General features: G+C 36.0%; 18 protein-coding genes. 1 reads left to right on the forward strand and 17 read right to left on the reverse strand.

The window, feature by feature from the left end; all coding sequences use genetic code 11:
* Nucleotides 1-74 precede the first annotated feature (74 nt).
* The 13 genes from L6651_RS04365 to L6651_RS04425 form a co-directional block, all read right to left on the reverse strand.
* Nucleotides 75-1763, reverse strand: a complete 1689-nt coding sequence (locus tag L6651_RS04365) for a phospho-sugar mutase (protein ID WP_237036781.1) — start codon at nt 1761-1763, stop codon at nt 75-77.
* 9 nt (nt 1764-1772) lie between these two features.
* Nucleotides 1773-2330, reverse strand: a complete 558-nt coding sequence (locus L6651_RS04370) for a hypothetical protein (protein ID WP_237036782.1) — start codon at nt 2328-2330, stop codon at nt 1773-1775.
* Nucleotides 2320-4221 carry a type I pullulanase gene (gene pulA, locus L6651_RS04375; protein WP_237036783.1) on the reverse strand — a complete coding sequence of 634 codons (1902 nt, stop codon included), beginning with the start codon at nt 4219-4221 and terminating at the stop codon, nt 2320-2322. The genes L6651_RS04370 and pulA overlap by 11 nt, the downstream gene beginning before the upstream one ends.
* Nucleotides 4222-4238: 17 nt before the next feature.
* Nucleotides 4239-6455 (reverse strand): glycogen/starch/alpha-glucan phosphorylase, encoded by a 2217-nt coding sequence (locus tag L6651_RS04380; protein WP_237036784.1) that lies wholly within the window; start codon nt 6453-6455, stop codon nt 4239-4241.
* Nucleotides 6448-7887: a glycogen synthase GlgA gene (gene glgA / locus L6651_RS04385; RefSeq protein ID WP_237036785.1), complete on the reverse strand. Its 1440-nt coding sequence runs from the start codon at nt 7885-7887 to the stop codon at nt 6448-6450. The genes L6651_RS04380 and glgA overlap by 8 nt, the downstream gene beginning before the upstream one ends.
* Nucleotide 7888: 1 nt before the next feature.
* Nucleotides 7889-9007: a glucose-1-phosphate adenylyltransferase subunit GlgD gene (gene glgD / locus L6651_RS04390; RefSeq protein WP_237036786.1), complete on the reverse strand. Its 1119-nt coding sequence runs from the start codon at nt 9005-9007 to the stop codon at nt 7889-7891.
* Between the two features lie 9 nt (nt 9008-9016).
* Entirely contained in the window at nt 9017-10156 is a 1140-nt protein-coding gene (locus tag L6651_RS04395) for a glucose-1-phosphate adenylyltransferase (RefSeq protein ID WP_237036787.1), read from the reverse strand.
* 9 nt (nt 10157-10165) lie between these two features.
* A complete protein-coding gene (gene glgB, locus L6651_RS04400; protein ID WP_237036788.1) occupies nt 10166-12043 on the reverse strand; it encodes a 1,4-alpha-glucan branching protein GlgB in 1878 nt (625 codons plus the stop codon).
* A 128-nt stretch (nt 12044-12171) separates the two neighbouring features.
* Nucleotides 12172-13821 carry an MBL fold metallo-hydrolase RNA specificity domain-containing protein gene (locus L6651_RS04405; RefSeq protein ID WP_237036789.1) on the reverse strand — a complete coding sequence of 550 codons (1650 nt, stop codon included), beginning with the start codon at nt 13819-13821 and terminating at the stop codon, nt 12172-12174.
* Between the two features lie 61 nt (nt 13822-13882).
* Nucleotides 13883-15670, reverse strand: coding sequence for an ABC transporter ATP-binding protein (locus tag L6651_RS04410; protein ID WP_237036790.1), 1788 nt, complete (start codon nt 15668-15670; stop codon nt 13883-13885).
* Nucleotides 15660-17423, reverse strand: a complete 1764-nt coding sequence (locus L6651_RS04415) for an ABC transporter ATP-binding protein (RefSeq protein WP_237036791.1) — start codon at nt 17421-17423, stop codon at nt 15660-15662. The genes L6651_RS04410 and L6651_RS04415 overlap by 11 nt, the downstream gene beginning before the upstream one ends.
* 49 nt (nt 17424-17472) lie before the next feature.
* Entirely contained in the window at nt 17473-18177 is a 705-nt protein-coding gene (fdhD, locus tag L6651_RS04420; RefSeq protein WP_237036792.1) for a formate dehydrogenase accessory sulfurtransferase FdhD, read from the reverse strand.
* On the reverse strand, nt 18174-19115 hold the full coding sequence (locus L6651_RS04425) for a LysR family transcriptional regulator (RefSeq protein ID WP_237036793.1): 942 nt from the start codon (nt 19113-19115) through the stop codon (nt 18174-18176). The genes fdhD and L6651_RS04425 overlap by 4 nt, the downstream gene beginning before the upstream one ends.
* Before the next feature lie 112 nt (nt 19116-19227).
* On the opposite strand from L6651_RS04425, the gene L6651_RS04430 reads away from it, so the two are divergent.
* Nucleotides 19228-20616, forward strand: coding sequence for an aspartate ammonia-lyase (locus L6651_RS04430; protein WP_237036794.1), 1389 nt, complete (start codon nt 19228-19230; stop codon nt 20614-20616).
* A gap of 42 nt (nt 20617-20658) precedes the next feature.
* Here L6651_RS04430 and thrB read toward each other — a convergent pair whose 3' ends face one another.
* From thrB to L6651_RS04450, 4 genes are read right to left on the reverse strand one after another with little or no spacing between them, the layout of a single operon-like run.
* On the reverse strand, nt 20659-22950 hold the full coding sequence (thrB, locus tag L6651_RS09430) for a homoserine kinase (RefSeq protein WP_237036795.1): 2292 nt from the start codon (nt 22948-22950) through the stop codon (nt 20659-20661).
* Nucleotides 22947-24122 carry a homoserine dehydrogenase gene (locus L6651_RS04440; protein WP_237036796.1) on the reverse strand — a complete coding sequence of 392 codons (1176 nt, stop codon included), beginning with the start codon at nt 24120-24122 and terminating at the stop codon, nt 22947-22949. The genes thrB and L6651_RS04440 overlap by 4 nt, the downstream gene beginning before the upstream one ends.
* A gap of 1 nt (nt 24123) precedes the next feature.
* Nucleotides 24124-25101, reverse strand: a complete 978-nt coding sequence (locus tag L6651_RS04445) for an aspartate-semialdehyde dehydrogenase (RefSeq protein ID WP_237036797.1) — start codon at nt 25099-25101, stop codon at nt 24124-24126.
* A gap of 1 nt (nt 25102) precedes the next feature.
* Complete coding sequence (locus tag L6651_RS04450) at nt 25103-26413, reverse strand: aspartate kinase (protein ID WP_237036798.1); 1311 nt, start codon at nt 26411-26413, stop codon at nt 25103-25105.
* Nucleotides 26414-26795 lie beyond the last annotated feature (382 nt).

Genomic DNA, 26795 nt, shown 5'->3' on the forward strand with positions numbered 1-26795 from the left:
TTGTCCTCCTTAAATATGTTTACAACTATTATATCAAAAGGGCATAAAAAAAGAGAAGACTTGCTTCTCTCTTTCTAAACTCTATCTATTTTTTCTTTAGTACTCTTTTCAATTAAATCCAATTTCTTTTTAGAGTCCTTTTCACTTTCTCCCTTGGAGTAGATATATATTTTTATTTTAGGCTCTGTGCCTGAAGGTCTAAGGGCGTACCATGATCCATCATCAAAGTAATACTTAAGTACATTTGACTTTGGTATTCCAGTGTCGTCATTTAAATAGTCAATGGTCTTTTCAAGTTTCATTCCCTTTATCTCTGTAAGAGGATTTTCTCTAAACTCCTTCATGATTTGACCAATCTTTTCTTGTCCTTCAAGCCCTTCAAGAACGATGGAAATTAATCTTTCATCATAGAAACCATACTCATCCTTAAGTTCTTCAAGCACATCCAGTAATGACTTGCCCTGCTTTTTATAGTAAGCAGCCATTTCACAAATCACCATTGCTGAACTTACTGCATCTTTGTCCCTTACAAAAGTTCCGTAGTTATAACCAATACTTTCTTCAAATCCATAGATAAATTCTTTTTCACCGGTGATTTCAGATTCATTTGCAACCGCACAGATATTTTTAAATCCAGTAAGGGTTTCAATTGTTTCAACGGAGTATTTATTCGCAATGGCCTTGCCCAAGTCTCCCGTTACAATACTCTTTACTATAACTGAGTTTGAAGGAAGATCTTTCTTTTCATATCTTTGGCTCAAGATGTAATGGATCATTAGAGCGCCAATTTTATTTCCATTTAGGAACACGTAGTTTCCTTCTTTGTCCCTAACTTCAATGGCTGCTCTATCCGCATCAGGGTCTGTGCCTATTAACATTTCAGCAGAAACTTTTTTGCCAAGATCAATGGCATACTTAAAGGCCTTTGGATCCTCAGGGTTTGGATAGCCAACAGTTGTAAAGTCGGGGTCTGGGTTTTCTTGTTCTTCAACCACAACTATGTTATTAAAGCCCCTTCTCTTTAAAACCTCTCTAACATATTTGTTTCCAGTTCCATTTAGTGGAGTGTAAACAATTTTTATATCCTTATCAATATCTTCATTTATTGTAAGGGACAGTACGTCCTTTAAATATTTTTTGTCAAGCTCTGTGGAGTACATCTCAATAAGTCCCTTTTCAATTCCCTCTTCCAGTGGCAACCTCTTAACTTCAGAAAAACTTTCAATCTTTCCAATGTTTTCTTCAATGGAACTTGCCATGTCTTCAAGAATTTGTGACCCTTCTGGTCCATAAGCCTTGTATCCGTTATACTCCTTTGGGTTGTGGCTTGCAGTTACCATTACCCCACCGGCACATTTAAAGTTTCTCACCGCGTAGGATAGTAGTGGTGTTGGTCTAATGTCGTCAGAAAGATATACCTTTATTCCATTTCCCGCAAAGACTTCCGCAGTGATTCTTGCAAACTCCTTTGAAAAATGTCTAACGTCATATGATATGGCAACTCCTTCGCCCTTTATGTCGTCGCCTTTTTCAATTATAGTAGTTGCAAATCCCTGTGTAGCTTTTGCAACCATGTACTCGTTCATTCTATTTGTACCGGCTCCAATCTTTCCCCTAAGGCCTGCAGTCCCAAATTGTAAGCTTTGATAAAATCTGTCTTTAATCTCTTCTTCGTCAGACGCTATGGCCGCCAGTTCTTTTTTTGTCTCATCGTCAAACTCATTTCCGTTTAACCATTGTCTATAAATTTCTTTGTAATTCATTTTGCCCTCCTAACGAAAGTACGCCAATCCCTTGTAAAGTGATTTACTCCTTATCCAACGGGATAAATCAGTTTCAAAAAATTCATGTCCATTGAATATCTTTGCAAATATTTTTTCTCCTTCTCGCTTAACACCTACTATAAGTCCCCACTTGCCCCTCAACTTTTCGTCCTTGTTGTTCCAAGTTACCATTAATAAAGGACAGCCGTGGTATAGACCGGAGTTAATATAATTATAAATGGCCTCTTCCTTCCAAATCCATGCATTTTTCATGTAATGCATCTTTCTGCCTCTCTTTACGCTGAAAGCTCTTACCCTATGGGCCATTTGAAGAATTAAAAAGGCCTTGTTCTCAAAAACTTTTTTGAAATCCCAAAAAGCATTCTCATCGTTAAATAGATACCCATATTTGTCCATTTTGTAATAAAAATAGTAGAGCATTATAAAAGCTTCTAAATTCCCATTGAATTCCTGTGTTCTTCTGTCTTTAAAAATTTTATCTTTGGTTAAAAGAAAGTTTTCATCTTTTAACATCTCTTCAAACCCATCTAGTTCTCTATATTCCATTTTTACATCCAATTTTGTAAACATAACTTGTAATTGGTGAAATTTTAATATTTTCACCTAAAGAAACTTCCCTTTCATCTTCTCCAAAAATTATTTTCATATTTTTAATGGAAAGGTCTTTGTAATTGTTTTTTATATGATCTTCAAGATTTTTATATTCCAAAGTGAATTCGACTCTTCCGCTGTTGTGAAGCACAAATAGAATTTCATCTTGGGCTAATATGGTGTAAGCAATTACTGAGTCAGGAAGATTTTCTATAAAGTAAAAGCTTTCAGAAATATCTTCGTAGCTCTTTAACATGAACTTTGAATTTTCTCTTCTTAGATGAATAAGTTTCCTCACATGTTCATTTAACTCATAGTTTTCCTTTTTCAAACTCCAATGGATTTGGTTTGTGGTTATGGGACTATTGTATGAGTTATGGTCCATGTTCTTCGAACGGGAGAACTCATTTCCAGCGTGGAAGAATGGTAGGCCCAGTGAAAGTAAAATTATACTAAAAGCCATTTTGCTTATTTCCGTAAAGTTTTCTACGTCTTCTTCTGAAATAGATTTTTTTAATTTGTCCGCCAAGATTAAATTGTCGTGGGAGTTAAAGTAGTTTATGCTCTCCTGTGGATACATGGTTAGCCCTTCATAACCTTCCAGTGAGGTTGTGCTTCCCATGATGCCAACTTGAACATCTCCCTTCATCCAAAACTCACCTTGAATGTAACCCTTGCCGTCCGAGTCGTTGTCACCTTTAATGGAGTCTCTAAATCTAGAGTTGAATATGGAAAAGCCTCTGCCCTTTTGTGAACCTGGTAGGGTTTGATTATTTATTGGCAAGGTTGAACCCCACGCCATCCACGGCTCGCCGTAGATTAAAACATTTGGATTTATCTCTCTTAATTCCTCTATTAAAATATCAACGGTCTCCCTATCCATTAGCGCCATTAAATCAAATCTAAATCCATCAATTTTATACTCTTTAACCCAATACTTAAGGGAGTCGATAATAAACTTTCTTCCCAAGGCCTTCTCTGAAGCAAATTCATTTCCACAACCTGATCCGTTGGAGAAGGTGCCATCTTGATTCATTCTATAATAATATGATGGAGCAAGCACATTGAAGTTTGAGTCCATGGTTCTAAAGGTATGATTATAAACCACATCAATTACTACGGATATTCCTTTTTCATGTGCCGCCATCACGAGCTCTTTAAAATCTTTTATCCTTGCAATTGGGTCAGTTGAATCAACTGCGTAGGACCCTTCTGGAACATTATAAAGTTCAGGGTCGTAGCCCCAGTTATAATTGTTTTGATTGTCAAAGGCTTCGTTATTTTCATCCACTGTTAAATAGTCATAAATCGGCATCAAGTGAAGATGTGTTATGCCAAGCTCCTGTAGGTGGCTAAGTCCTGTTTTATATCCTTCGTAATTTGTGTCTACTTCAGTAATGCCCAAAAACTTTCCACGATGCGCTTTTGAAACTCCCGATGACTCATGGAAACTGAAGTCCTTAACATGGGTTTCGTAAATTATTGCATCGTCTTTGTTATTCACCGGCACTTCATGTTCCAAAAAGCCCTTTGGATTTGTCATTTCCAAGTCTATAACAACGGACCTCTTACTGTTCACTGAAGCAGAAACAGAATAGGGATCTGTCACTTCATATTCTTCATCAACTAAATAATTATAGTACTTAAGATTTAAATCACCTTCTACTACACATTCCCAAAAACCAAATTCATCCTTTTGCATTTCATATTTTTCCCTTTCCATGGTCTGTGGGTCGTTATATATAAGAAGGGATATCTTCTTACGTGGAGAATAGGTCTTAAATGTAGTTTTTTCTTTGCTGTACCTAAATCCTAAGTTTATATCTTTTATCTCTTCGTAATTCATATACACCTGCTAAAATTTTAGGAGATAGAAAAATCACCGCAAGCTTTTATGCTCTGTAACGATTTTTTTCTCCAATCATCTTTATTTCTATAATCTCTTTCTATTTCTTTCCATTTCTCATAGTATTCATCATAATTTTCAAACACTTGAAAACTGTCATTGTATTTTAAAATCAAATTGTAAAGCTCTTCAAAGGAATTTTTAAGTTCAAAGAAATTAGAATTTCTTATTTTATTTATAAGATTTCCCAAACGACCACTTCTAATTTTTTCTTCTATCTTAGAAAGGTCTTTGTATTCCACTTCCTCCTTCGAACTTCCAAATAGATATATGAAACAGCCATTATTCTCTTCCAGTTCTAAATTGATTCCAGTTCTACTTCCCATTACAAGGGATCCGTTTATCATGTAATTTAAAACTTTTTTCGCCACAACTTCAAGTCCTGGAGTTGCAATTTGTTCAACCACATCACAGCCCTTTGAAAGATTTAGTATTTTCTTTCTGTTTAAATCTTCCACAAAGACAATTTTTAGCTTATCCTTTATGGACAGGTCGCTATTCACAATGTCCTTCAATATATTTATATATTTTATCACATGTTTTGATTGAAGATATTTTGGCGAAGACAATCCACCAATAAAGTAGGTCATGTCCGGCATATCTAAGCTAGCGTTTTCAATAAGTTCAAAATACTTTTCAGTTAGGTATAGACAGGTCAAAAACTGTCTTCTCTTCTCTTGAAAAGTCCCAAAGTTCATAATGTACATGGACTTTGGATTTAAAATTATTTTGTATTCTTCAAAAATATCTCTCTTTATGTCTAACTTGTTTTCATATTTTATCTTTTCAAATTCATTTTGCTGTTCAACTTTTAATTGGTCAGGAAGTTTTTTTAATGAAGAAGGATTTTTTGAAACATCTTCTTCCAATACATCACTTAAAAGTTTATACAGTTTTGGATTTGCCTGACAAAGCCAAGGCGAAATATTTAGTAGATTTTTTTCCACTTCATATTCCTTGGAAATTCCGCCATTATTTAGACTGTACTCCCTACTAAAGCTTTCACTTTGCATCTTAGACATGGGAACTATATTCTTCACTGTGTTAAATAATATTTTATAAAAATTATAGTACTCCGCTTCATTTTCAAATCCACCATAAATATAGTCAAGATATTCTAAAATATCTGGACAAACCTCTTCTATTAAACTTCTAGACCAAATCTTTTTATTTGTCTCAATGGACTCAAAGGTTCTAAATTCAAAATTTTCTTCTATTGTCTTTAGTGCTTCCTCTTTAGAAACTCCAAAGTTTTTTGTGTACTCTTTAATGAAGATTGGAATTGTTATTATGGTATGACTTCCATTTAAAAGTACTTTGAAATTATTTTCAAATTCACCCTCATCAACTTTCTTAAAGTCATTTATAATGTCACTTACTCCAGAACTTGCCAAAAAGTATTCCTGTCCAAGTCTTATCTTCTTGCCCAGTGGATTAACATCTTCCATGTATAAAAATCTTGAAAGAGAATTTGTAAAGAGATAATTTTCAATATCCCTAAGGCCCTCTCCCTCAATTATCTTCATGGGATATGTTAGCCTCTCAACATTGGATTCAAATAGCCTAAGGGTGTTTGTATTATCCAAGTTCCCTGTCATAATAGGTATGTCATAGGCTGTGGACTTAATGTCCTTGCCATATATCTTTATGTCTTCGCTATTTCTTTTTATTTCCCATGGAAAGTATTCCAAGGTCCAGTTATTAACCATTTCAACTTGGTTATGATTTACTATTTCCTGTTTGAACCTTCCACTTTCATATCTTAATCCATAGGCCTTTACTTTACTTTTAGAGTTACCTTCAAGCATAAAGTATGAAAGGTCCCCTAGCTCCCCCTCTCCAAGAAGAGGAAACACTTCACACTTTAATATTTCATCTAATTCGTATCCTAATATCTGAAGGGCCTGTCGTGCCACTTCATTAAGGCCAAGATGATTTAAGTTCTTTTTTAAAAAGTTGCTGATATTATATTCAAAGGAGAAGATATAAATCTGCTCCCTTGAAAAAGGCTTATCCTTAGAACGCCTCCAAGAATAAGCCACCATATCTCTAATAGATTTTACCAATGCGTTATACACATCTTTTTTATTTACTTCGTAGTCCGCCAAGGCATTTCTTATATAGAGTTCTTCTTCAATTTTTTGTGCTAATTCATATCTATCAACTTTAATCATATATTCCCGAAGTCCTCTTATATAATTTTAAATATTCATTGGCAGAGCTTTCCCAGTCATTCTTTTGAAGCATGGCCGATTTTTGAAGTTTATTAAAAGCTTCCTTGTCATAGTAGGTTGCTATTGCATTTTTAATTGTGAACAGCAGTTCGTGGGCATTTATATTCGCAAATGAAAAACCCGTTCCCTCTCCAGTAAATTTATTATATGGAATGACCGTGTCTTTAAGTCCGCCGGTCTCTCTAACGATTGGAAGATTTCCATATCTCATTGCCATTAGCTGAGATATTCCACATGGTTCTGCCAGTGAAGGCATCAATAGGAAGTCCCCTCCTGCATATAGTAAATGAGACTCGTCATTTGAATAATAAATTCTTGCGGCAAACTTGTCTGGATATTTATTTTGGAAGTACTTAAGTGACTCTTCGTAGTTATAACTTCCAGTTCCAAGAACCACCACCTGTATATCTTCAAAGTAAAGTAGTTCGTCCATAATGAAAAGCAAAATGTCTAATCCCTTCATGTCCACAAGTCTAGACACCATGACAAACATAGGTATGTTAGGATTTTGTGGTAGGTTATACATCTTTTGAACTTCAAGTTTATTTAAAACCTTGTCATCGATGCTATCTATGTCATAATTTTTCACAAGATATTTATCCGTTAATGGATTCCATGTGTTATAGTCCAGTCCATTTACGATTCCATATAGCTTGTAGGAATATTTTCTTATTATGCCGTCCAGTCCCTCTCCAAAGTAAGCATGTTGTATTTCATTGGAGTAGGTGTTTGAAACCGTTGTAAGGATGTCTGAAAAAACAATTCCACCCTTCATAAAGTTTACACAGTCGTAGTACTTTAGGGCTTCGTCATTGAAGTACTCTGGAGAAAGTCCTGCAAAGCCAAGTATGTCTGAGTTAAAGACACCTTGGTACTTTAGATTGTGAATTGTAAACATTGTCTTGATGGATTTATAATAGTCGTCTCCCCTGGCAAAGTCCTTTACATATACATTCACCATGGCAGTATGCCAGTCATTGGTGTGAATGACATCAGGTTTAAAGTTTATTACCTTTGGAAGTATGGTTACAGCCTTTGAGAAGAATAAAAATCTCTCTCCATCATCAATCTCACCATAAACATTTTGCCTTTTAAAATAGAATTCATTGTCTAAAAAGTAAAATGTTACATCATCATGCACAAGCTTCATTATGCCCACATAGTCATGTCTCATTCCAATGTCCACATAATAATAGCCCACATACTCCATTTTTTCTCTATATTCATTTGGTATTTGACCATAGAGAGGAAGCACAACGCGAATGTCCTCTCCCATGGCTTTAAGCTCTAAAGGCAGTGAGCCTGCAACGTCAGCAAGCCCTCCCGTCTTAATAAATGGATAGCTTTCAGAGCTACAATAAAGTATATTCATCTTATTTCTCCACAACTAAATATTTCTCAACTACATAAGGTGCAGTTCTTGATCCTGCAATGGACACTTCACTTTTTATGATTGCGCCCTTGTCCGTAATGGTGTTCACCACCACCGCATCCTTTTCAACAACTGTGTTTTGGAAAAGGATGGAGTTTTTTATAACTGCTCCCGATTTTATTTCCACTCCTCTAAATATAATGGAGTTTTCAACATAGCCATCAATTTTACAACCATTTGCAATTAGCGAGTTATTTATCTTTGCATTTTCTCCATAGGATGTTGATGGTTCGTCCTTTGACTTTGTAAGAACAACTCCATTTTCATAAAAGAGTTTATTATAAAAGTCTTGATTTAAAAGTTTCATATTTACATCATAAAATGATTTTAAATCCCTAATTAGTTCCACGCTTGAATCCTGTTTGTAAATTCCTATTTTAAGTTCATCCATATTATTTGAAATAGCTTCAAGAAGTGTTTTTGCATCGGAATTTTCCACTGCCTTTTTAACTAGTTTTATAAAGACTTCTTTTTTTACAAAGCCCTCTCTAATAAGCATTGGGAATGACTCTTCAGTACCAAGGTTGGTACCTATTTTTATTAGATTTTCATCTTCACTAAAGATAAGTTTCTTTTCGCCAATGTACTTTCCTAGACTGTCCTCTTGTTCCACATAGAATAAAAGCACATCCAAATCTTCTTTCCTCATTCTGTCATAGGCCTTTGTTAAGTCCTCCTTGTCAATTGCCATTGGGTCTACAAAGTAAAGATACTCTTCCCTAGAGTCTTCAAAGTACTTTAGCGTTTCAAAAAACATTCCCATCTCAGTGTTTCCATTTGCCACTGAACTCTTTATCTCTGGAAATATTATTAAACCATTTCTCCTTCTATTTAGTTCCCAAGACTTTCCATTTCCAATATGGTCCAAGGTGGATCTCAAATTTCCACCGCCATATAAAATCACATTGGACAAGTCGTTGTTTGCGAGGTTCGAAAGGGTAAAGTCAATCAATCTATATCTGCCTGCAAATGGAAGCATATAGGCAGGTCTTGTCTTGCAAAGAGAACTAAATTTGTCTGTGGATTTTCCTCCAATTATTATACCAATACAGTCTTGCATATGCCCCTCCTATTCTTCAGCAATTCCATCGCCAGACACTAGATACACCTTGCCATCTTCAGGGCTTCCAATTTCTTCCCCCTCTTCAATAACAAGATCCTCTGTAATAACAGAGTTATATACCTTTGCGTCCTTCTTTATTTTTACGTTTGATAATACTACACAGTTTTCAACTACGGCCCCCTCTTCCACAGTCACCTTTGAAAATAGAACTGAGTTTGAAACCTTTCCTGAAATCACACAGGCTTCGTTAACAAGGGACTTCTTCACCTTGCCCGTAGATGAAACATAATGTGGTGGAAGGTCCTTTGACTTTGTAAAGATTCTAAAGCTATTGTCGTATAGATTCAATTTTTCGTCATCTTCAAGTAGATCTAGATTTGCTTCCCAAAATGACCTTACTGTTCCAACGTCCTTCCAATATCCATCAAATTTATATGCATAAACCGGTTTGTCGTCACCAATAATGCTTGGAATAATATTTTTTCCAAAGTCATGGGAGGTGTTTGGATCTTTATTGTCCTTTTCCAAATAGTGTTTTAAGATTGGCCAGTCAAACATGTATATCCCCATGGATGCCAAATTGCTCTTTGGATGTTCCGGCTTTTCTTCGAACTCTACAATTCGTCCTTCGTCATCCGTATTTAAAATCCCAAAGCGTGGCGCCTCATCCCAAGGCACTTCACGAACTGCAACTGTAAGTGCAGCACCATTTTCTCTGTGGCATTTTAAAAGTTCGTTGTAATCCATCTTATAAATGTGATCTGCAGAAAGTATTAATACATATTCTGGAGATAGATGTTCCAAATAATTTATGTTTTCATAAATGGCATTGGCAGTTCCCTCGTACCACTTACCACCTTCTTCTGTGTAGAAGGGTTGAAGTATTCTAAGTCCACCATTGTTTCTGTCTAAGTCCCATGGAGCACCATTTCCCAAGTGGGCGTTTAGTGAAAAGGGCTTGTACTGAGTTAATACACCTATATCTCTTATGTCCGAATTGGTTGCATTGCTCAAAGCAAAGTCAATAATTCTATATTTTCCTCCAAAAGGTACGGCAGGCTTGGCAATATTTTTTGTTAAGTCTTTTAGTCTTGAGCCCTGTCCCCCTGCCAGGAGCATGGCCACAACTCTTTTCTTCGCCCTCATATCTCCCTCCTATTTTTTCTTTATAAACACCGCAGATAACGGTTCTAAGTCTATTCTAAAAGAGTTTTCTCTTCCTTGAAAATCTTCCTTATTCGTCTTTATACTCTTATTTCTACTTAAATGACCACCATATTTTTCCATGGCACTGTTAAAGATTACTTTGTAACTTCCCTCTTCATTCACTCCAATTGGATAATTTTCTCTCTTAACTCCTGTGAAGTTAAATGCACAGATTATCTTCTCTCCGTCCTTTGCAATTCTTTCAAATATGAATACGGATTCGTCCCTATTATTAACTTCAATCCACTCAAAGCCGTCATAGGAGTCGTCCACTTCCCAAAGGGCTTTTTCTTTTCTATAAACTTCATTTAATTCTTTGAAAAACTTTTGATATTTTCTGTGGGAGTCGTAGTCTAAAACGGACCATGTTAAGCTTCCCCATTCATTCCATTCATCAAATTGGGCAATTTCATTTCCCATGAAGTTTAATTTCTTGCCAGGATGTCCAAACATAAACATCATAAGTAGTTTTAGTGCAGAAAATTTATCGTCATAATTTCCAGGCATCTTATTTATCATTGAGCCCTTCATGTGAACAACTTCATCGTGGCTAAATGGAAGTATAAAATTTTCATTAAAGGCATACACCAAACTAAATGTAATTAGATCGTGGTGGTCCTTTCTAAATAGCGGATCCATTTCTACATATTTTAATGTGTCATTCATCCAGCCCATGTTCCACTTGAATTCAAATCCAAGTCCGCCGTCAGAAACGCTCTTTGTTACATTTGGCCATGGCGACGAGTCCTCTGCAACCATGATTACTTCTGGATAAAACTTTCTAATTGTTTCGTTTAATTCCTTTAAGAAGTTTACTCCATTCCAGTCCACATTGTTGCTATTTGGATTTCCCACCTCATGGTCTATTCTATAGTGAATGATATATGCCACCGCGTCCACTCTTATGCCATCTATGTGGTAGTAGTCCATCCAATATAGCGCGGAAGAAATTAAAAAGTTTTTAACTTCGTTTCTACCTAAGTCGAAGTTCACAGTGCCCCAGTGTTCGTTTTGTGAAAGGGAAGAGTGTTCCGATTCATAGGTTGGTGTTCCGTCAAACTCCCTTAGTGCAAACTCGTCGGGACAGAAATGCCCTGGAACCCAGTCCAGTATAACGCCAATATTTTTTTGATGAAATTTGTCCACCATGTACATAAAGTCATGTGGCGTTCCAAATCGTGATGTTGGTGCGAAGTATCCAGAAATTTGGTATCCCCAAGAGCCATCATATGGATGTTCCATTACGGGCATAAGCTCCACATGTGTAAAGCCCATTTCCTTTACATAGTCCACCAGTTCATCTGCCATCTCTCTATATGAATAGAAGTCGCCATTGTCCTTTTTCTTCCAGGAACCAAGGTTCAGTTCATATATGGATATGGGTGAGTCGATTCCGTTTTTATTAACCCTCTTATTCATCCATCTCTTGTCATTCCATTTATAGCCTTCAAGGTCATAGAACTTTGATGCAGTATTAGGTCTGTTTTCTGCGTGGAATGCAAATGGATCTGATTTTAATTTCACTTGGTCATTTGGACCGACTATTCTATACTTGTAGCTGTCATAAATATTTATCCCTTCCACAGTAATGGTCCAAAGTCCCGTTTGACCAATCCTCTCTAATGGAAGATTGAGTTCGTCCCAGTAGTTAAAGTCTCCACATAGGTTGACGAACTTCGCCCTAGGAGCCCAAACAACAAATCGAACATATTCTTTTCCATCTATATTTATTTTGTGGGAGCCTAAAAAATCATAAGCCTTGTAATTTTTACCTTCATTATAAAGGTATGCGTCTTTTTCTAAATTGTCCTGATAAAAAAATTTCATATGAATCACCTATTTAATACACTTTATATTATTATACCCTTAATTCACGAATTAAAGTATTAAATCCATAATAACAAAGTTAAATTTTGTTAAAATTAAAGGGCCAAGTAAAACTTAAGCCCTAAAATTTATTTTTTTAATTTTTCCTGTTCCTTCTCTTCTGAGAAGTCGTTGTAAATATTCATGATTTCATTTTTAATATTGTATATTTTTCTTCTCACATCGGAGTAGTCATCTCCCGACATATTCTTCAAATCATTTAAGAAGTCTTTGCTCTTTATATTGTCCAAATTTTTAATTAAGTCATCTACTTCCGATTCAATTTCAAAGGAGTTTTTAACATTTTCATATGCAGTGTTTATGCTCTCCTTGCCCGGTTCAAGAACAAACTCTTCGTTTAGTCTTGGTATTGTACAGTCAAGACCAAGGCCCTCTTCCAATGTGTTTTTAAATTCCTTTTGAGCTTCCTCTTCACCATGGACTATAAACACCTTTGGTTTGCCTTCAAAGTGTTTCATCCACTCATATAACATATTTTTATCTGCGTGGCCGGAGAATCCGTCTAGGTCATACACTTCTGCATTTACTTTTATATCTTCTCCAAGTATCTTTACATTCTTAACTCCATCGAGAATTATTCTTCCAAGGGAGCCTTCTGATTGGTAACCTACAAATACAACTGCATTTTTTTCGTCCCATAGATTGTGCTTCAAGTGATGTCTTACTCTACCTGCCGTTGCCATTCCAGAGGATGAAATTATTACCCTTGGAAACTTCACTTTGTTTAATGTAATGGACTCTTCCACATTTGAAACATATTTTAAGTTTTCAAACTCAAAAATATTGTCTCCACTCTTAATCAAATCCCTTGCCATGTCGTCAAAGAAGTAGGAATTTTTCATAAAGGCTTCAGTTGCACGAACTGCCAGTGGAGAGTCGATATAAATTGGAACTCTGTTATGGTATTCTATATTTTCAGCGCTGTCGTAGTGGCTGTTCAAATCATAAATAATCTCTTGTGTTCTACCCACTGCAAAGGAAGGTATGATTACCGTGCCTCCCCTATTTGTAACCTTGTCAATAATTTCAGTTAATTTTTGAACTGAGTATTCATATTTGGGATGCAATCTGTTTCCATAGGTGGACTCTACGATTACATAATCTGCAGAGTTAATGAATTCCGGATCTTTAAGTATTGGTTTGTCAGGCATTCCCAGGTCTCCAGAGAATACAATCTTGGTAGTCTCTTCATCCTCTTTAACCCAGATTTCAAGACAGGCTGAACCTAGAATGTGCCCTGCGTCTCTAAACCTTACGGATACATTGTCATTTATTTTCATTATGTCGTCATAGTAGCAACCTTGAAAATATCTCATAACATTTTCTGCGTCATTTATATTGTAAAGAGGTTCTACTAGAGGCTTGCCCGCCCTTGTTCTCTTTCTATTTTCCCATTCCACATCCGACTCTTGAATCTTTGCGCTATCCTGTAACATGATTTCGCAAAGGTCTACAGTTGGCTTTGTTGCATAGATTGGATTTTTATATCCCCTTTTATAAAGTAATGGCAATCTACCACTGTGGTCAATATGGGCGTGGCTTAATATTACAAAGTCTATTTCACTTGGATTGAATTTAAAATCTTCCTTATTTAACTCTTCAAGTTCTTTTCTTCCTTGGAACATTCCACAGTCAATTAAAAATTTTTCATTTTTCGTCTCAACTAAGTAATTTGATCCCGTAACTTCTCTTGCTGCACCTAAGAAACTTATTTTCATAATGCACCTCCTTCTATGTTTATACCCAAAAAAGACCCTGGACTTAACCAAGGTCTTTTAATTATAAACTGTCCTCAAATTGACTATTGTATAAATTGTAATAGAATCCTCTTTTAGCCATTAGCTCTTCGTGGTTTCCACTTTCGATAATGTCACCTTTGTCAAGCACGAGGATTATATCTGAATTTATTATTGTAGAAATTCTATGGGCAATAACAAATGAAGTTCGTCCCTTCATTAACTTATCCATGGCCCTTTGAATTACAATTTCCGTTCTCGTGTCCACATTACTTGTGGCTTCGTCAAGTATAAGCATTGGCGCATCCTTTGCCATGGCCCTTGCTATTGTTATAAGCTGCCTTTGCCCTTGAGATATGGATACATTTGAATTTAATACTGTGTCATATCCATCTGATAGAGCTTCTATAAAGTGATGTAGCCCAATGCTCTTTGCAATCTTTACCACCTCTTCCTTTGAACTGCCAGAGTTATAAGCGATGTTTTCATACACTGTGCCTTCAAATATCCAAGTGTCTTGAAGTACCATGCAGAAGAGTTCTGCAATATTTTCTCTAGTGATGTCCACCGTGTCCACTCCGTCAATTAAAACCCTTCCACCATCGATTTTGTAAAACTTCATGAGTAGATTTACCAGGGTGGTCTTTCCTGCTCCAGTTGGTCCAACTATGGCAACCTTTTGTCCGCCCTTCACGTCGACGGAAAAATCTTTTATGATTATTTTTTCTGGAACATAACCAAAGGACACATGTTCAAATAGTACATCGCCCCTAACTTCATCTGGATTCAAATATAACTCCTTATGGCTTTCGTCTTCAAGTTCTCTTTCTTCTAAGAATTCATACACCCTTTCACCTGCCGCCGCTGCACTTTGCATGGTGGTGGCAATCTCTGCAATATTTGTAAGTGGATGTGTGAACATTCTAATATACATCATAAATGAAACGATTATTCCAAATGTAATCCTTCCATCCATTACAAGGTATGCACCTATTATGGCGATGGCAACGTAGCCGAAGTTTCCGATGAAGTTCATCACTGGATACATAAATCTTGACAAGAACTCCGCCTTCCAAACTGAATCGTAAAGCCTTTCGTTTATCTCATTAAACTCTTCAGTGACTTCCGTCTTTGCATTGTAGGTCTTGACAATAGTATGGCCTTCAAATACCTCTTCAATATATCCATTTAATTCTCCAAGGGTCTGTTGCTTTTCAAAAAAATATTTTTGTGAAAGGCCCATAATCACAAACATAAGTGCAAAACCTATTAGGGTTGATCCCACTGATGCCGCCGTCAAAAGTAGATTTGTCGTAAGCATCATATACAGTGAACCAACTAACGAAGTAATGGATCCCACAAAGGAACTCATGCCCATGTAAAGACTTTGGGATATCATGTCCACGTCATTTGTAACTCTACTTAAAATGTCTCCGGTGCTATTGTTGTCGAAATACTCAAGCGGAATTTTATTTATCTTTCTTGCAATCTTGTTACGAAGTTTTCTTGATACCTTTTGCACCACGGTAACTATAATAAATTCCTGGCCGTAGAGCATAATAGCACCAAGCACCATTAGTACCACAGCAACCATGGCAATGCTCTTTATATTTTGGAAATTAATACTTCCTTCAATGCCCTTCTTTACTTCATTCGCCATGTCACCAAGTTTTTTTGGAGTCATCAAGAAGAAAATATTTGCCATAAAGGAAAGTACTAGTGCAATAATCGTTGGAAATTTATAGTCATTGAATTCACCTAGTAGTTTCTTCCACGCTTTTAAAAAGTTTTTAGGTTTGTTCTTCTTTTTCTTGTCCATTTTATTTTCCATTATTATCACCCACTTCCTCTTTTATGGAAAGTTGTGTACTTGCAATCTCTTGATAAAGTTCGCATGACTTCATAAGCTCTTCATGCTTTCCAAAACCAACTATCTTTCCTTCTTCAAGCACCATTATCTTGTCCGCATTCATAATGGAACTAATTCTTTGACTAACTATAATCTTGGTGCTGTCCTTTGAATATTTTTGTAGTGCAGATCTTAATGCCTTGTCGGTTTTTAAATCAAGGGCGGAAAATGAATCGTCAAATATCATTATAGGAGCGTTCTTTACAAGACCTCTAGCAATGGAAAGTCTTTGCTTTTGTCCTCCAGAGAAGTTACTTCCCCTCTGTGAAACTTTGTGGGTCAAGCCTTCGGGGCTTTTATCTATAAAGTCAAGCGCCTGCGAAACTTCCAACGCCCTTAACATCTCTTCTACGGAAGAATCTTCTTCGTCACCAAAACTCAAATTGGATTTAACCGTTCCCGAAAGAAGCAGTGCCTTTTGCGGCACATAGGAGATGTTTTCATAGAGGCTTTTGAGCTTGTAATTTTTTATATCAACTCCATTTACCTTTATAACTCCACGGCTCGGGTCATATAGTCTAAGGAGTAGTGACGCTATGGTAGTCTTTCCCGACCCTGTGGGTCCAATTATCCCCATGGTCTCTCCAGGGTTTAGTGTAAAGGAAATATTTTCAAGTACATTCTCTCTGCTGTCGTAGTATGAAAAAGATACATCTTCAAATTCAACCAGTCCAATGTCAGTATTTGAATTTTCCAAATCCCCTTCTTCAATGGAAGTTTCCTTCTCCAACAGCTCCTTAACTCTGTTTACGGAAACCATAACCCTTGGTAGCATAACAAATATAAATGAAAGCATCATAAATGAAACTATAACTTGAACCGCATAGGAACTAAACACCACCATGTCGCTAAACACGCCTAGCTTTTCAGGCGTTGCAGTCTTAACCAATATATAGGCGCCGGTCCAATAGATGGTCAAACTCAATATGCTTACCATGGATCTCATTATTGGATTTAAAACTGCCATGGCACGGCCTGTATACATTTGATTTTCCATTAGCTCGTTATTTGCTTTAAAGAATTTTTCTTCTTGAAAACTTTGTCCATTAAAGGCTCTTACTTCTCTAATACCTTCAAGGCCCTCTCTAGTAACCCTATTTATTCCATCAATTAACTTTTGCACCTTTTTAAACTTCGGTATGGAAAGTTTTGAAATTATAAATACAACACAGACAATTATGACAACGGATAAAAATGTTAACGAAGTCCAAAGTCCGTTTCTTCCCATTATCTTCCATATGGCCATGGCAGCCATAACCGGAGCCCTCACCGCAAGTTGCGTTCCCATTATAAGAAGATTTTGCACTTGGATGATGTCATTTGTTGATCTTGTTATTAAGCTATCTGTGGAAAAATAATTTACTTCCCTTTCAGAAAGGCTATTTACCTTTTCAAACACCGCCGCCCTTAGCTTCTTTGAAAACCCTGCACCAACTCTAGACACCAAGAATCCACAGATAAATGCAAGGATTAATACAATCAGTGCTGAAAGTAACATCTTCTTTCCACCGGCGATGATTGAAGCGAACTGCCCCTGATTTTGTAATGTCTCTGTAATGTCCTCCATGTAGTCTGGAATTTTAAGTTCTAAAAACACCCTCACAAAAATTAGGAGGATGTTTATTATAATAAAAGTCCAGTCCTTAGGACTCAAATACTTTAGTAATTTTTTCAAATAACCACCTTTTTTCTAAATAAAAATTAATATAATACTTATACCCATTTTAAACAAGTCTTTCGGGACAGGAATATATATGATACCTCTCTCCCCTGGTGAAACCACATATGGTGATGTTGTACTTCTTTGCCATGTCCACACCAAGGCTTGTAGGGGCAGACTTCGAAATAAAGATTGGTACCCCCATCATGGACAGCTTATTGATTATCTCAAAGGGAATTCTTCCGGAAAAAACAATAATCTTATCGCTAATATCAATTTCTTTTAAAACGCAGTAGCCCATTAGCTTGTCCACGGTGTTATGCCTTCCAATATCCTCCATAAATAAAATTATCTCTTCCCCATCGCAAATCCCGGCGTTATGAACTCCACCGGTTCTTGAAAAAAGATTTGCCCTTTCTTGAAGCTTCTTCATAAGCTTGGGCACCTTTTCTTTTGGTAAGGTCAATGGTGACTTAACAAATTTGTAGTCCCTGTTTTTATTTTTCGTTTCAATATTAAGAAAAACTTTAATAATTTCTTCTCCAATGTCGATTGACTTTATGTCCTCCTTATTGTCGATTAAATTTCTCATCCACATATTTCCAACTAAAAGTTCTAGCACATTGAAAGGAGAACAGGTTAAGTTATATAAAATTTTTTCATTTACAATGACTTGGTATCTCTTTTCCTCCACCACATCTTCAACGCTTTCAAACACATTTCCATCTTCATAGGTTAACACATCGTAATTTAAAGTTTTTTCCTTCATAGTGTCTCCTTCGCCATCTTTAAAAATTCACTTTGGGCCTTGGTTATATACTTGTTCTTCAAATAATAAAAACAGATGTCCCTGTCATTTTCATAATTCTCCAGCTTGTAGTAGCAAAGGGAGTCATTGTCCCCCACATTTCTAATTAAATAGTCGGAGATAAACGAAATCCCCAGGCCATATGCCGTAAGGTTGTAGGATGTAATCTGCTGTTCAACTTCCAGTAACACCTTTGGAGATATATTTTCATTTACAAATTTCTTATGTGCCCTTGTTCTAGTGTCGTTACCCTCTTTAAGTAATATAAAATTTTCATCTTTAAACTCTGACAGTTTAACAAATGGAATGTCATCGTTTTTAAATTCTCCCGACTTTATCTCTTCAAAGCTTAGGGCATAGTTCTTTAAGTTTTCATTTGATGAAAAACTCTTTGGCACCGTCAGTATCATAGTGTCCTTCGTTTGAAACTGTCTCGAATAGTCCTCTTCATCATAGGAGTAGTTATCTATGGCAATGTCGATTATGCCTTCATTCAAGTACCTTATTAGTGACGAGGTCTTTGCCTCTACTATGTCCACATTTATATGTGGATACTTCTCAATAAACTTTGATACAATTGCCGGCAGCATATAGGAAGTGTATTGTTGGGTACCACCAACAGAAACATTTCCCGCCTTTAAATCGTCCACGTCATTTACATATTGAATAAAATGCCTTTCCAGTTTCAAAATCTTTTCAATTGTCTTAATGTATTTCTCTCCAATGTCCGTTACTCCAATTGGCTTTGTGGATCTGTCGAAAATTTCATAGCCAATCTCTTCCTCCACCCTTTTTATAGTTCCACTTAGGGATGGCTGGGAAATAAAAAGATTTTTTGCCGCTTTTGAAAAGCTTCTTTCCTTATATACTTCATAAACATATTCATTTGCATTAAACATTATAAGTACCTACCTATACTTCCATATCGTTATTTGTATTTTATTCTATACTAATCTAATCATATAATATAATCAAGAGGATAGAAATGATAATTTTTGAAAGGAGCAAAAAATGAAAGATTTTAGAGTTGAATCAGATTCCATAGGAGAACTTCAAATACCTAAAGAGGCCTATTATGGTGTGCAAACTTTAAGGGCAAAAAATAATTTTCACATAACAAACTCAAAGATGCATCCACTTCTAATCGAATCTTTGGCAGATGTTAAAAAGGCCTGCGCCATTACAAATATAAAGACAAAAGCTTTGGACGAGAAGATTGGTAACGCTATCATCGAAGCTTGTAACGACATCATCGAAGGCAAGTACAGAGATGAATTTATTGTAGATCCTATTCAAGGTGGTGCCGGAACTTCTGCAAACATGAATGCAAATGAAGTTATTGCAAACATAGCCCTTGAAAAACTTGACAGCATCAAGGGAAATTATAATCTTGTTCACCCTAATGACCACGTGAACTTAAGTCAATCTACAAATGACGTGTTCCCTACTTCTGGAAAGATAACTGCAATCAAGCTCCTTTACAAACTGCTAGCTGAACTTGAAGAGCTTTATAAAGATTTAATGGTTAAGGCAATTGAATTTAAAGATGTAATCAAAATGGGTCGAACTCAACTTGAAGACGCAGTGCCAACAACACTGGGCAAGGAGTTTCAAGCCTATGCCGCTGCCATAAAGAGGGACATTAGAAGAACCAAGATGTCCATTGAGGAACTGGAATATGTAAACATGGGCGCCACTGCCATCGGTACTGGAATAAATGCATCAAAAGATTTCTTAGATGAAATTGTAATAGAGCTTGATAGGGTTTGTGATTTAAATTTAAAACCATGTGAAGACCTTGTTGATGGAACTCAAAACCTAGACTGCTATGGCTTTGTGTCTGGCAATTTAAAAACCTTGGCCATAAGTTTGTCCAAGATGTCAAACGACTTAAGACTTATGAACTCTGGACCAAGGGCAGGACTTAGCGAAGTGTTCCTACCCGCAAAGCAAAATGGATCTTCCATAATGCCAGGCAAGGTAAATCCAGTTATCCCTGAAGTTGTAAATCAAATTTCCTTCAATGTAATTGGAAATGACACCACCATAGCAATGGCATGTGAAGGTGGACAGTTAGAACTAAATGCATTTGAACCAATAATCTTTTACAATCTATTTGAGTCAATTCAAACACTAACAAATGGAATAAACACTTTTAGAATAAATGCCATAAAGGATTTAAAGGCCAATGAAGAAAATTGTAGAAGACATGTGGACAATTCAATTGGACTTATCACTGCGGCAAATCCATATATCGGATATGAAAAGTCTGCAAAGATTGCCAAGGAAGCCCTTAAGACAAATAAAACAGTAAAATCACTTCTTCTTGAACAAGAGATTTTTGACGAAGAAAAGATTGACGACATACTAGACCCTAAGCATATGCTTGAGCCTAAATAAAAAATAAAAAAATCGGGATGCTGAACAATAGCATCCCTTATTTTAAATTAAAAAGGCTCCCTTTTTGTCAATTTCCAGTGTCATAACCCTATATGAATTTGATAGGCATTCTAATTTTTTTCTAATTTCACTTTCAGTTGTTTCATCATCTGAATTTAAAATCAACATTATTGTTGAACCAGCGCCACTTAGGTAGTGACCAATGGCGTCGGACTCTTTAATAATTTTTTCAATCTTTTCTATTTCAGGAATAAGTTTATATCTGTAGGGCTGATGAATTTTATCTTCAAGGGAAGCTTTTAAATTATCTTCATTCCCAGACATTAAAGATAAAATCAACATGGAAACCCTTGAGATGTTAAACACTGCGTCTTCCTTACTGTATTCTTTAGGAAGGGTCTCTCTTGCATCCCTGGTTGAAAGTTCAAAGTCTGGAATAATTGCCATGAATTTAAACTTGTTTGAAACTTCAAACCTCTCTACAAAAACATCGTCCTTTAAGATTGACACATTTGCTCCACCGTAAATTGCCGGCGACACATTGTCGGGATGTCCCTCAATTTTTGTTGCGATTTTTAAAATTTCCTTTTTATCAAAATCTCTTTTCATTACGGAAAATGCCATAAACACTCCCATTACAATGCAAGCTGCAGAAGAACCCAGTCCCCTTGACAGCGGAATATTTGTACAAAGGTCGATGTCTATCGGAATAACTTCTTCGTTATAAAAATCGAAGGCATATTTGTAGGAACTATAGATTAAATTCTCTTTTACATTTTTTTCAAACTTGTTTTTGTCATCTGTAAAATTAAACTCACAAGTATTGTATAGATTTACTCCAAGGCCCAGTGCATCGAACCCAGGTCCCAGGTTCGCGGAAGTTGCTGGAACGGAAATTCTTTTGCCTCTGTTGGCAAATTCCATAACTTCTCTTTCAATTTCATCTTTTGAAATCTTTGTATTATGAATAATCTTTTTGTCCCTTAACTTTTTAATTTCCTTTGGAATTTTAACTCCCGTTACTCTATTAAGCAAATTTATATTTTCAAATTCGTCATTTGAAAGCTCGATCCCAAGGGCTTCAAGAACTGAAGATGAAAACTTATATGGACTTGCTGTGGATAAAATCACTGTGTTTTTAAGGCCGAGCTTGTCTACAATATTTTTTGCAACGCCAGTGTGTGGGTCCATTAAATAGCCTTCTTCTTTATAAACTTTTGCAATAGTCTTTTTTGTGTCTTCTTCAGTTGTATATCCACATAAAAATTCATCGAAGTCGCAATCAAATTCAAAAACACCTTCATTTTTTAAGTCTTCCATCTTCTCCCTCACCACTTTGTCACAAGACTTGTGATAAAGAAGTCTCTCTAGGTTTGATGACACCAATATATCCATGGATGGAGAGATTGTCTTTACAAGTTTTCTATTTGCATCATAGGTTCCAGTTTCAAAAAAGTCTGTCAGTACATTGTTTTCGTTTGATGCTATTATTAGTTTATCCACTGGAAGTCCCATTTCCTTTGCATAATACCCCGCCAAAATGTCGCCAAAGTTTCCCGTTGGTACACAGAAGGAAATTTTTTCCCCCGCAGATATTTTTTTATTATTCACCAAGTCGGCATAGGAATAAAAATAATAAACTATTTGTGGAATTAACCTGCCAATATTAATGGAGTTTGCAGAGGAAAGACAGATGTTTTTTCTTTTCAATTTAGCTTTTACATCTTCATCATTAAAAATTTTCTTTACTGCATTTTGAGCATCATCAAAATCGCCATTAATGGAAATAACTTTTGAATTTAGTGACGAAGTTGTGTCCATCTGCGCCTTTTGAATGGAACTTACGCCTTCCGTTGGATATAGCACCAAGATGTCGATGTCTTCAGTATTATAAAAGCCTTCCAGGGCGGCCTTGCCAGTATCCCCAGAAGTGGCCGTTAAAATTAAAGTCTTTTCATTAATACCAAGGGATTTTTTTGCATATGACAAAAGATTTGGCAACAAACATAGGGCAAAATCCTTAAATGCAGAAGTCCTACCATGATAGAGTTCCAAATAAAAATCTTTTACATAGGAAACTTTTGCAATTCCATCTTCAAAACTTTCGTATGATTTCTCTATAATCTCCAGAAGGTCATGGCTATCAAAGTCCGTTAGATAAAGGGACAAAATTTTATGGGCCAACTCCGTATAAGATAGGTCCAGATGATCCATTATATTAAACTCAGGAAAGCTTTCAGGCACATAGAGTCCTCCATCTTCAGCTATTCCATTTATAATTGCTTCTCTACTAGAAATTTTTAATTCTGAATTTCTTGTTGATAAAAATTTCATATTGTTCCCTCTATTTCTGCAATAAACATTTCTTCTTCAAGCAATTTTTTTAATTCATCAAGGGGAATTTCCCTTGTAATAATATGGTGGTCCTGTCCTAAAACTTTTTCTTCTTCAATTATTTCTTTTAATCCAGGCGTAACCACTGAAGTTCTCACATAGTACTTGATCTTTAAATTATTTTCCACTTCATATGAATTTGACGAATCATAAAAAGTGTTTATTTCTCTACGGGAAAGAATTCTTAAAAGGTCTCGCATAATTGCATCTGCCGTTTCAAGTTTCCCTGCACCAGGCCCCTTTAATTCATAACAAGAAAAGTTTTCTCCCCATACCTTTACTGCGTTTGTGCCTTCAAAGGTCTTCGCAAAGAAGTTGTCCTTTAAAAAAGTTGGAATAACTGAAATATTTATCTTTCCCTGAGACAGTTTCGACTTTGCAATAAGCCTTATGGAATAACAAAGCCCTTTTGCATAGTCAAAGTCGGATTTTTTTATATTTGAAATCCCAAAAGTGAAGATGTCCCCTTCATCAATCTTTGCATTATATATAAGGGAAGATAAAATTCTAATCTTTCTCATGGCGTCAAAGCCACCAACATCCGCCGTAGGATCTGCTTCCGCATAACCAAGGTCTTGAGCTTCTTTCAGTACATCCTCATAGGACGAACCTTCCACTTCCATCTTGGATAAAATATAGTTGGAAGTTCCATTTAAAATTCCGTAAATCTTGTCCATATCGCTGAAGAAAGTCTCTTCCATTATTGGATGGATTATTGGAATTGCCCCTGCCACGGAAGCTTCGTAGGAAAAATAAACTTTATTTTCTTTTGCCAAGGCATTTAATTCTTCAAAATATTTTGAAACCACCGCCTTGTTTGCAGTTACAATGTTCTTTCCCGCCTTCATTAATAAAACAATTCTTTCAAAAGTTTCTTCAAGGCTTGAAGTAACATCAATTACCGTATCCACCTCTGAATTTAAAATTTCGTCAAAATTATTAGTAAAAACTAAATCACTTTTTAATGGCGACCTCTTTTTATCTTTGTTCTTTATTAAAACCCTATCAATTTCTATATCAAAACCATTTTTTAATAGGGACTCCTTCTTTTTATATAAAATTTCTTCGACACCTGTTCCCACAGTGCCAAAGCCCATTATTGCAATTTTCAAATTAAACCTCCAAGACTTTTTTAGCAATCTGCACTGCGTTAGTTGCAGCTCCCTTCCTTATGTTATCTGCACAGCACCATAAATTTAATCCATTTTCCACTGTAAAGTCACGTCTAATTCTACCGACAAAGACTTCATTTTTACCAGTCGAAGTAATTGGCATTGGATATTTTTTTTCTGCAAGGTCATCTTCAAGAACCATTCCAGGATACTCTGAAATAATTTTCTTTACATCTTCCACTTCAAAAGGTTTTTCTGTTTCAATATTAATGGAAACGCAGTGGGAAGATTTTACTGGAACACGCACAGTTGTGGCAGTTACAAGAATGGAGTCGTCATGAAGAATTTTTTTAGTTTCATCAATCATCTTCATCTCTTCCTTTGTATAGCCATTGTCTAAAAACACATCTATTTGTGGAATACAGTTGTTATTAATTGGGTACTTGTAAGCCAGTTGTGTTCCCTTTTCCAAGTCAGAAATTCCATTTAATCCAGATCCAGATACTGATTGATAAGTTGAATAGATAACTCTTTTAATTTTATATTTATCGTGAATTGGTTTTAGTGGCAACACCGATTGTATTGTGGAACAATTTGGATTTGCAATAATGCCCTTATTGCTCTTAATGTCCTCCGCATTTATTTCTGGAACAACCAGTGGCACGTCCTTGTCCATTCTAAAGCAAGAGCTATTGTCAATTACAGTTACTCCAGCCCTTGCCGCAATAGGCGCGTACTTTTCACTTACGGCCCCGCCTGCAGCAAATAGGGCAATCTTTATACCCCTTCCATCAAAGGAGTCCTCTTTCAACTCTTCAACAATGTACTCCTTCCCACAGTAATTTATCTTTTCACCATGGGAATTTTTGGAACCGAATAAATATAATTTATCTACTGGAAAATTTTCTTCACTTAAAACCTGTAACATCATGCCACCAACAAGACCAGTAGCACCTACAACCGCTAAATTAACTTTCATCTTAGTCCTCCTTGTAAAATTCTTCGTATATGGAACGAATTGCCTTTTCAAAATCCTTTGTTTCAACGCCAATAATAATATTTATTTCACTTGAGCCCTGGCTAATCATCTTTATATTTACTCCTTCTTTTGCAAGGGCAGTAAAGGTTCTCGATGATACTCCCTTTTCATTTATCATGCCACGACCAACCACGGCAATAAGGGAAATATCCCTCTCCCAAGAAATACTGTCCACATTTAAATAGATTTTCAATTCTTCAATGACCTTGTTTAACTTTGGTGCAATGTAAGAATCCGCCACAAGAACGGAAACGGAGTCAATACTTGAAGGCATATGCTCAATGGAAATGTCGTTGGATTCAAAAACCGTAGTAAGCTTTCTAAAAAAGTCCTTCTCCGAGTTCATATTTACCTTTTCAAGATTTATAACGGTAAATCCTTTTTTGCCAGATATGCCAGTTAAAATATTTTTATTCTTCTTGTCACATTTCGATAAAATTAAAGTGCCATCTTCATCTGGCGCATTTGTGTTCTTTATGTTAATTGGAATGTTTTTATCTCTAAGAGGAAAAATCGCCTCTTCATGAAGTACCTTTGCACCCATGTAGGAAAGCTCGCGAAGCTCGTTGTAAGTGATGGTGCCCATGGGATGTGGATTTTTTACAATCTTTGGATCCACCACCAAAAAGCCTGACACGTCAGTGAAGTTTTCATACATCTTAGCATCAAGGGCAGATGCAATAACAGAACCCGTAACATCAGAGCCGCCACGAGTAAAAGTTTTGACCCTTCCCTCTTCATCAACGCCATAAAAACCTGGTACAACGGCCCTTTCATGTTTAGATAAAATATTTTTAATCTTCTCCTGGGACTTGTGAAGGTCCAACACTCTATCATTAAAAACAATTAAGTCCTTTGCATCCACAAAGTCATATCCTAAGTAGGAAGCAAGAACTTGTGCGCTAATAAACTCCCCACGGCTAATAACATAGTCATAGCTTGCGCCACCTTCAATCTCTTCCTTAACTTCTGCTAAAATACTATCAATGTCAATATGCAAAACAAGATCATCAACAATATTTTTATAAACATTCTCGATGATCTTGTAAACTTCATTAAAATTTAAATCGTGGTCACTTAATTCATGACACATTGCTAGAAGGTCAGTAACCTTGTGATTATTTTTTGCACCCTTTCCAGGCGCAGAAACGACGATGTACTTTCTAGCATCATCTTCAAGTATAATATCTCTAACTTTTTTAAGCTGAATAGCATCAGCCAGTGAACTTCCACCAAATTTTACAACTTTCATAACTTTCCCCTTTAAATTTAAAATAACAATCTCTTGAGTCAATTTTATATAAAAATAAAAGTAATTTCAACGATTATATAATGATTTAGTTAAGTTGTCAATTAAAGAGTGAAAGCATGAATGGAAATAGGAGGTTAGATGTTAGATGTTAGAAATGAAGTAATAAAAAAGCTTTTGTTTTTTTGAGATCTTTCGACTCCAAAATTCCTCTGGAATTTTTTCGCTCAAGATGACAAATACGACATGTTTTCGTTCTACTATAGATATTCTCTATCCTGAATGTCATTCTGAGGGAGAAAATTTTGAAAAAATTTTCGAATCGAAGAATCTCTCTTTCCGTAAGGAAAGTGTCACTAAAGGTGACAGCTCTATTGTCAAACAA

Source organism: Mediannikoviicoccus vaginalis (assembly GCF_928097925.1).
GTDB lineage: Bacteria > Bacillota > Clostridia > Tissierellales > Peptoniphilaceae > Mediannikoviicoccus > Mediannikoviicoccus vaginalis.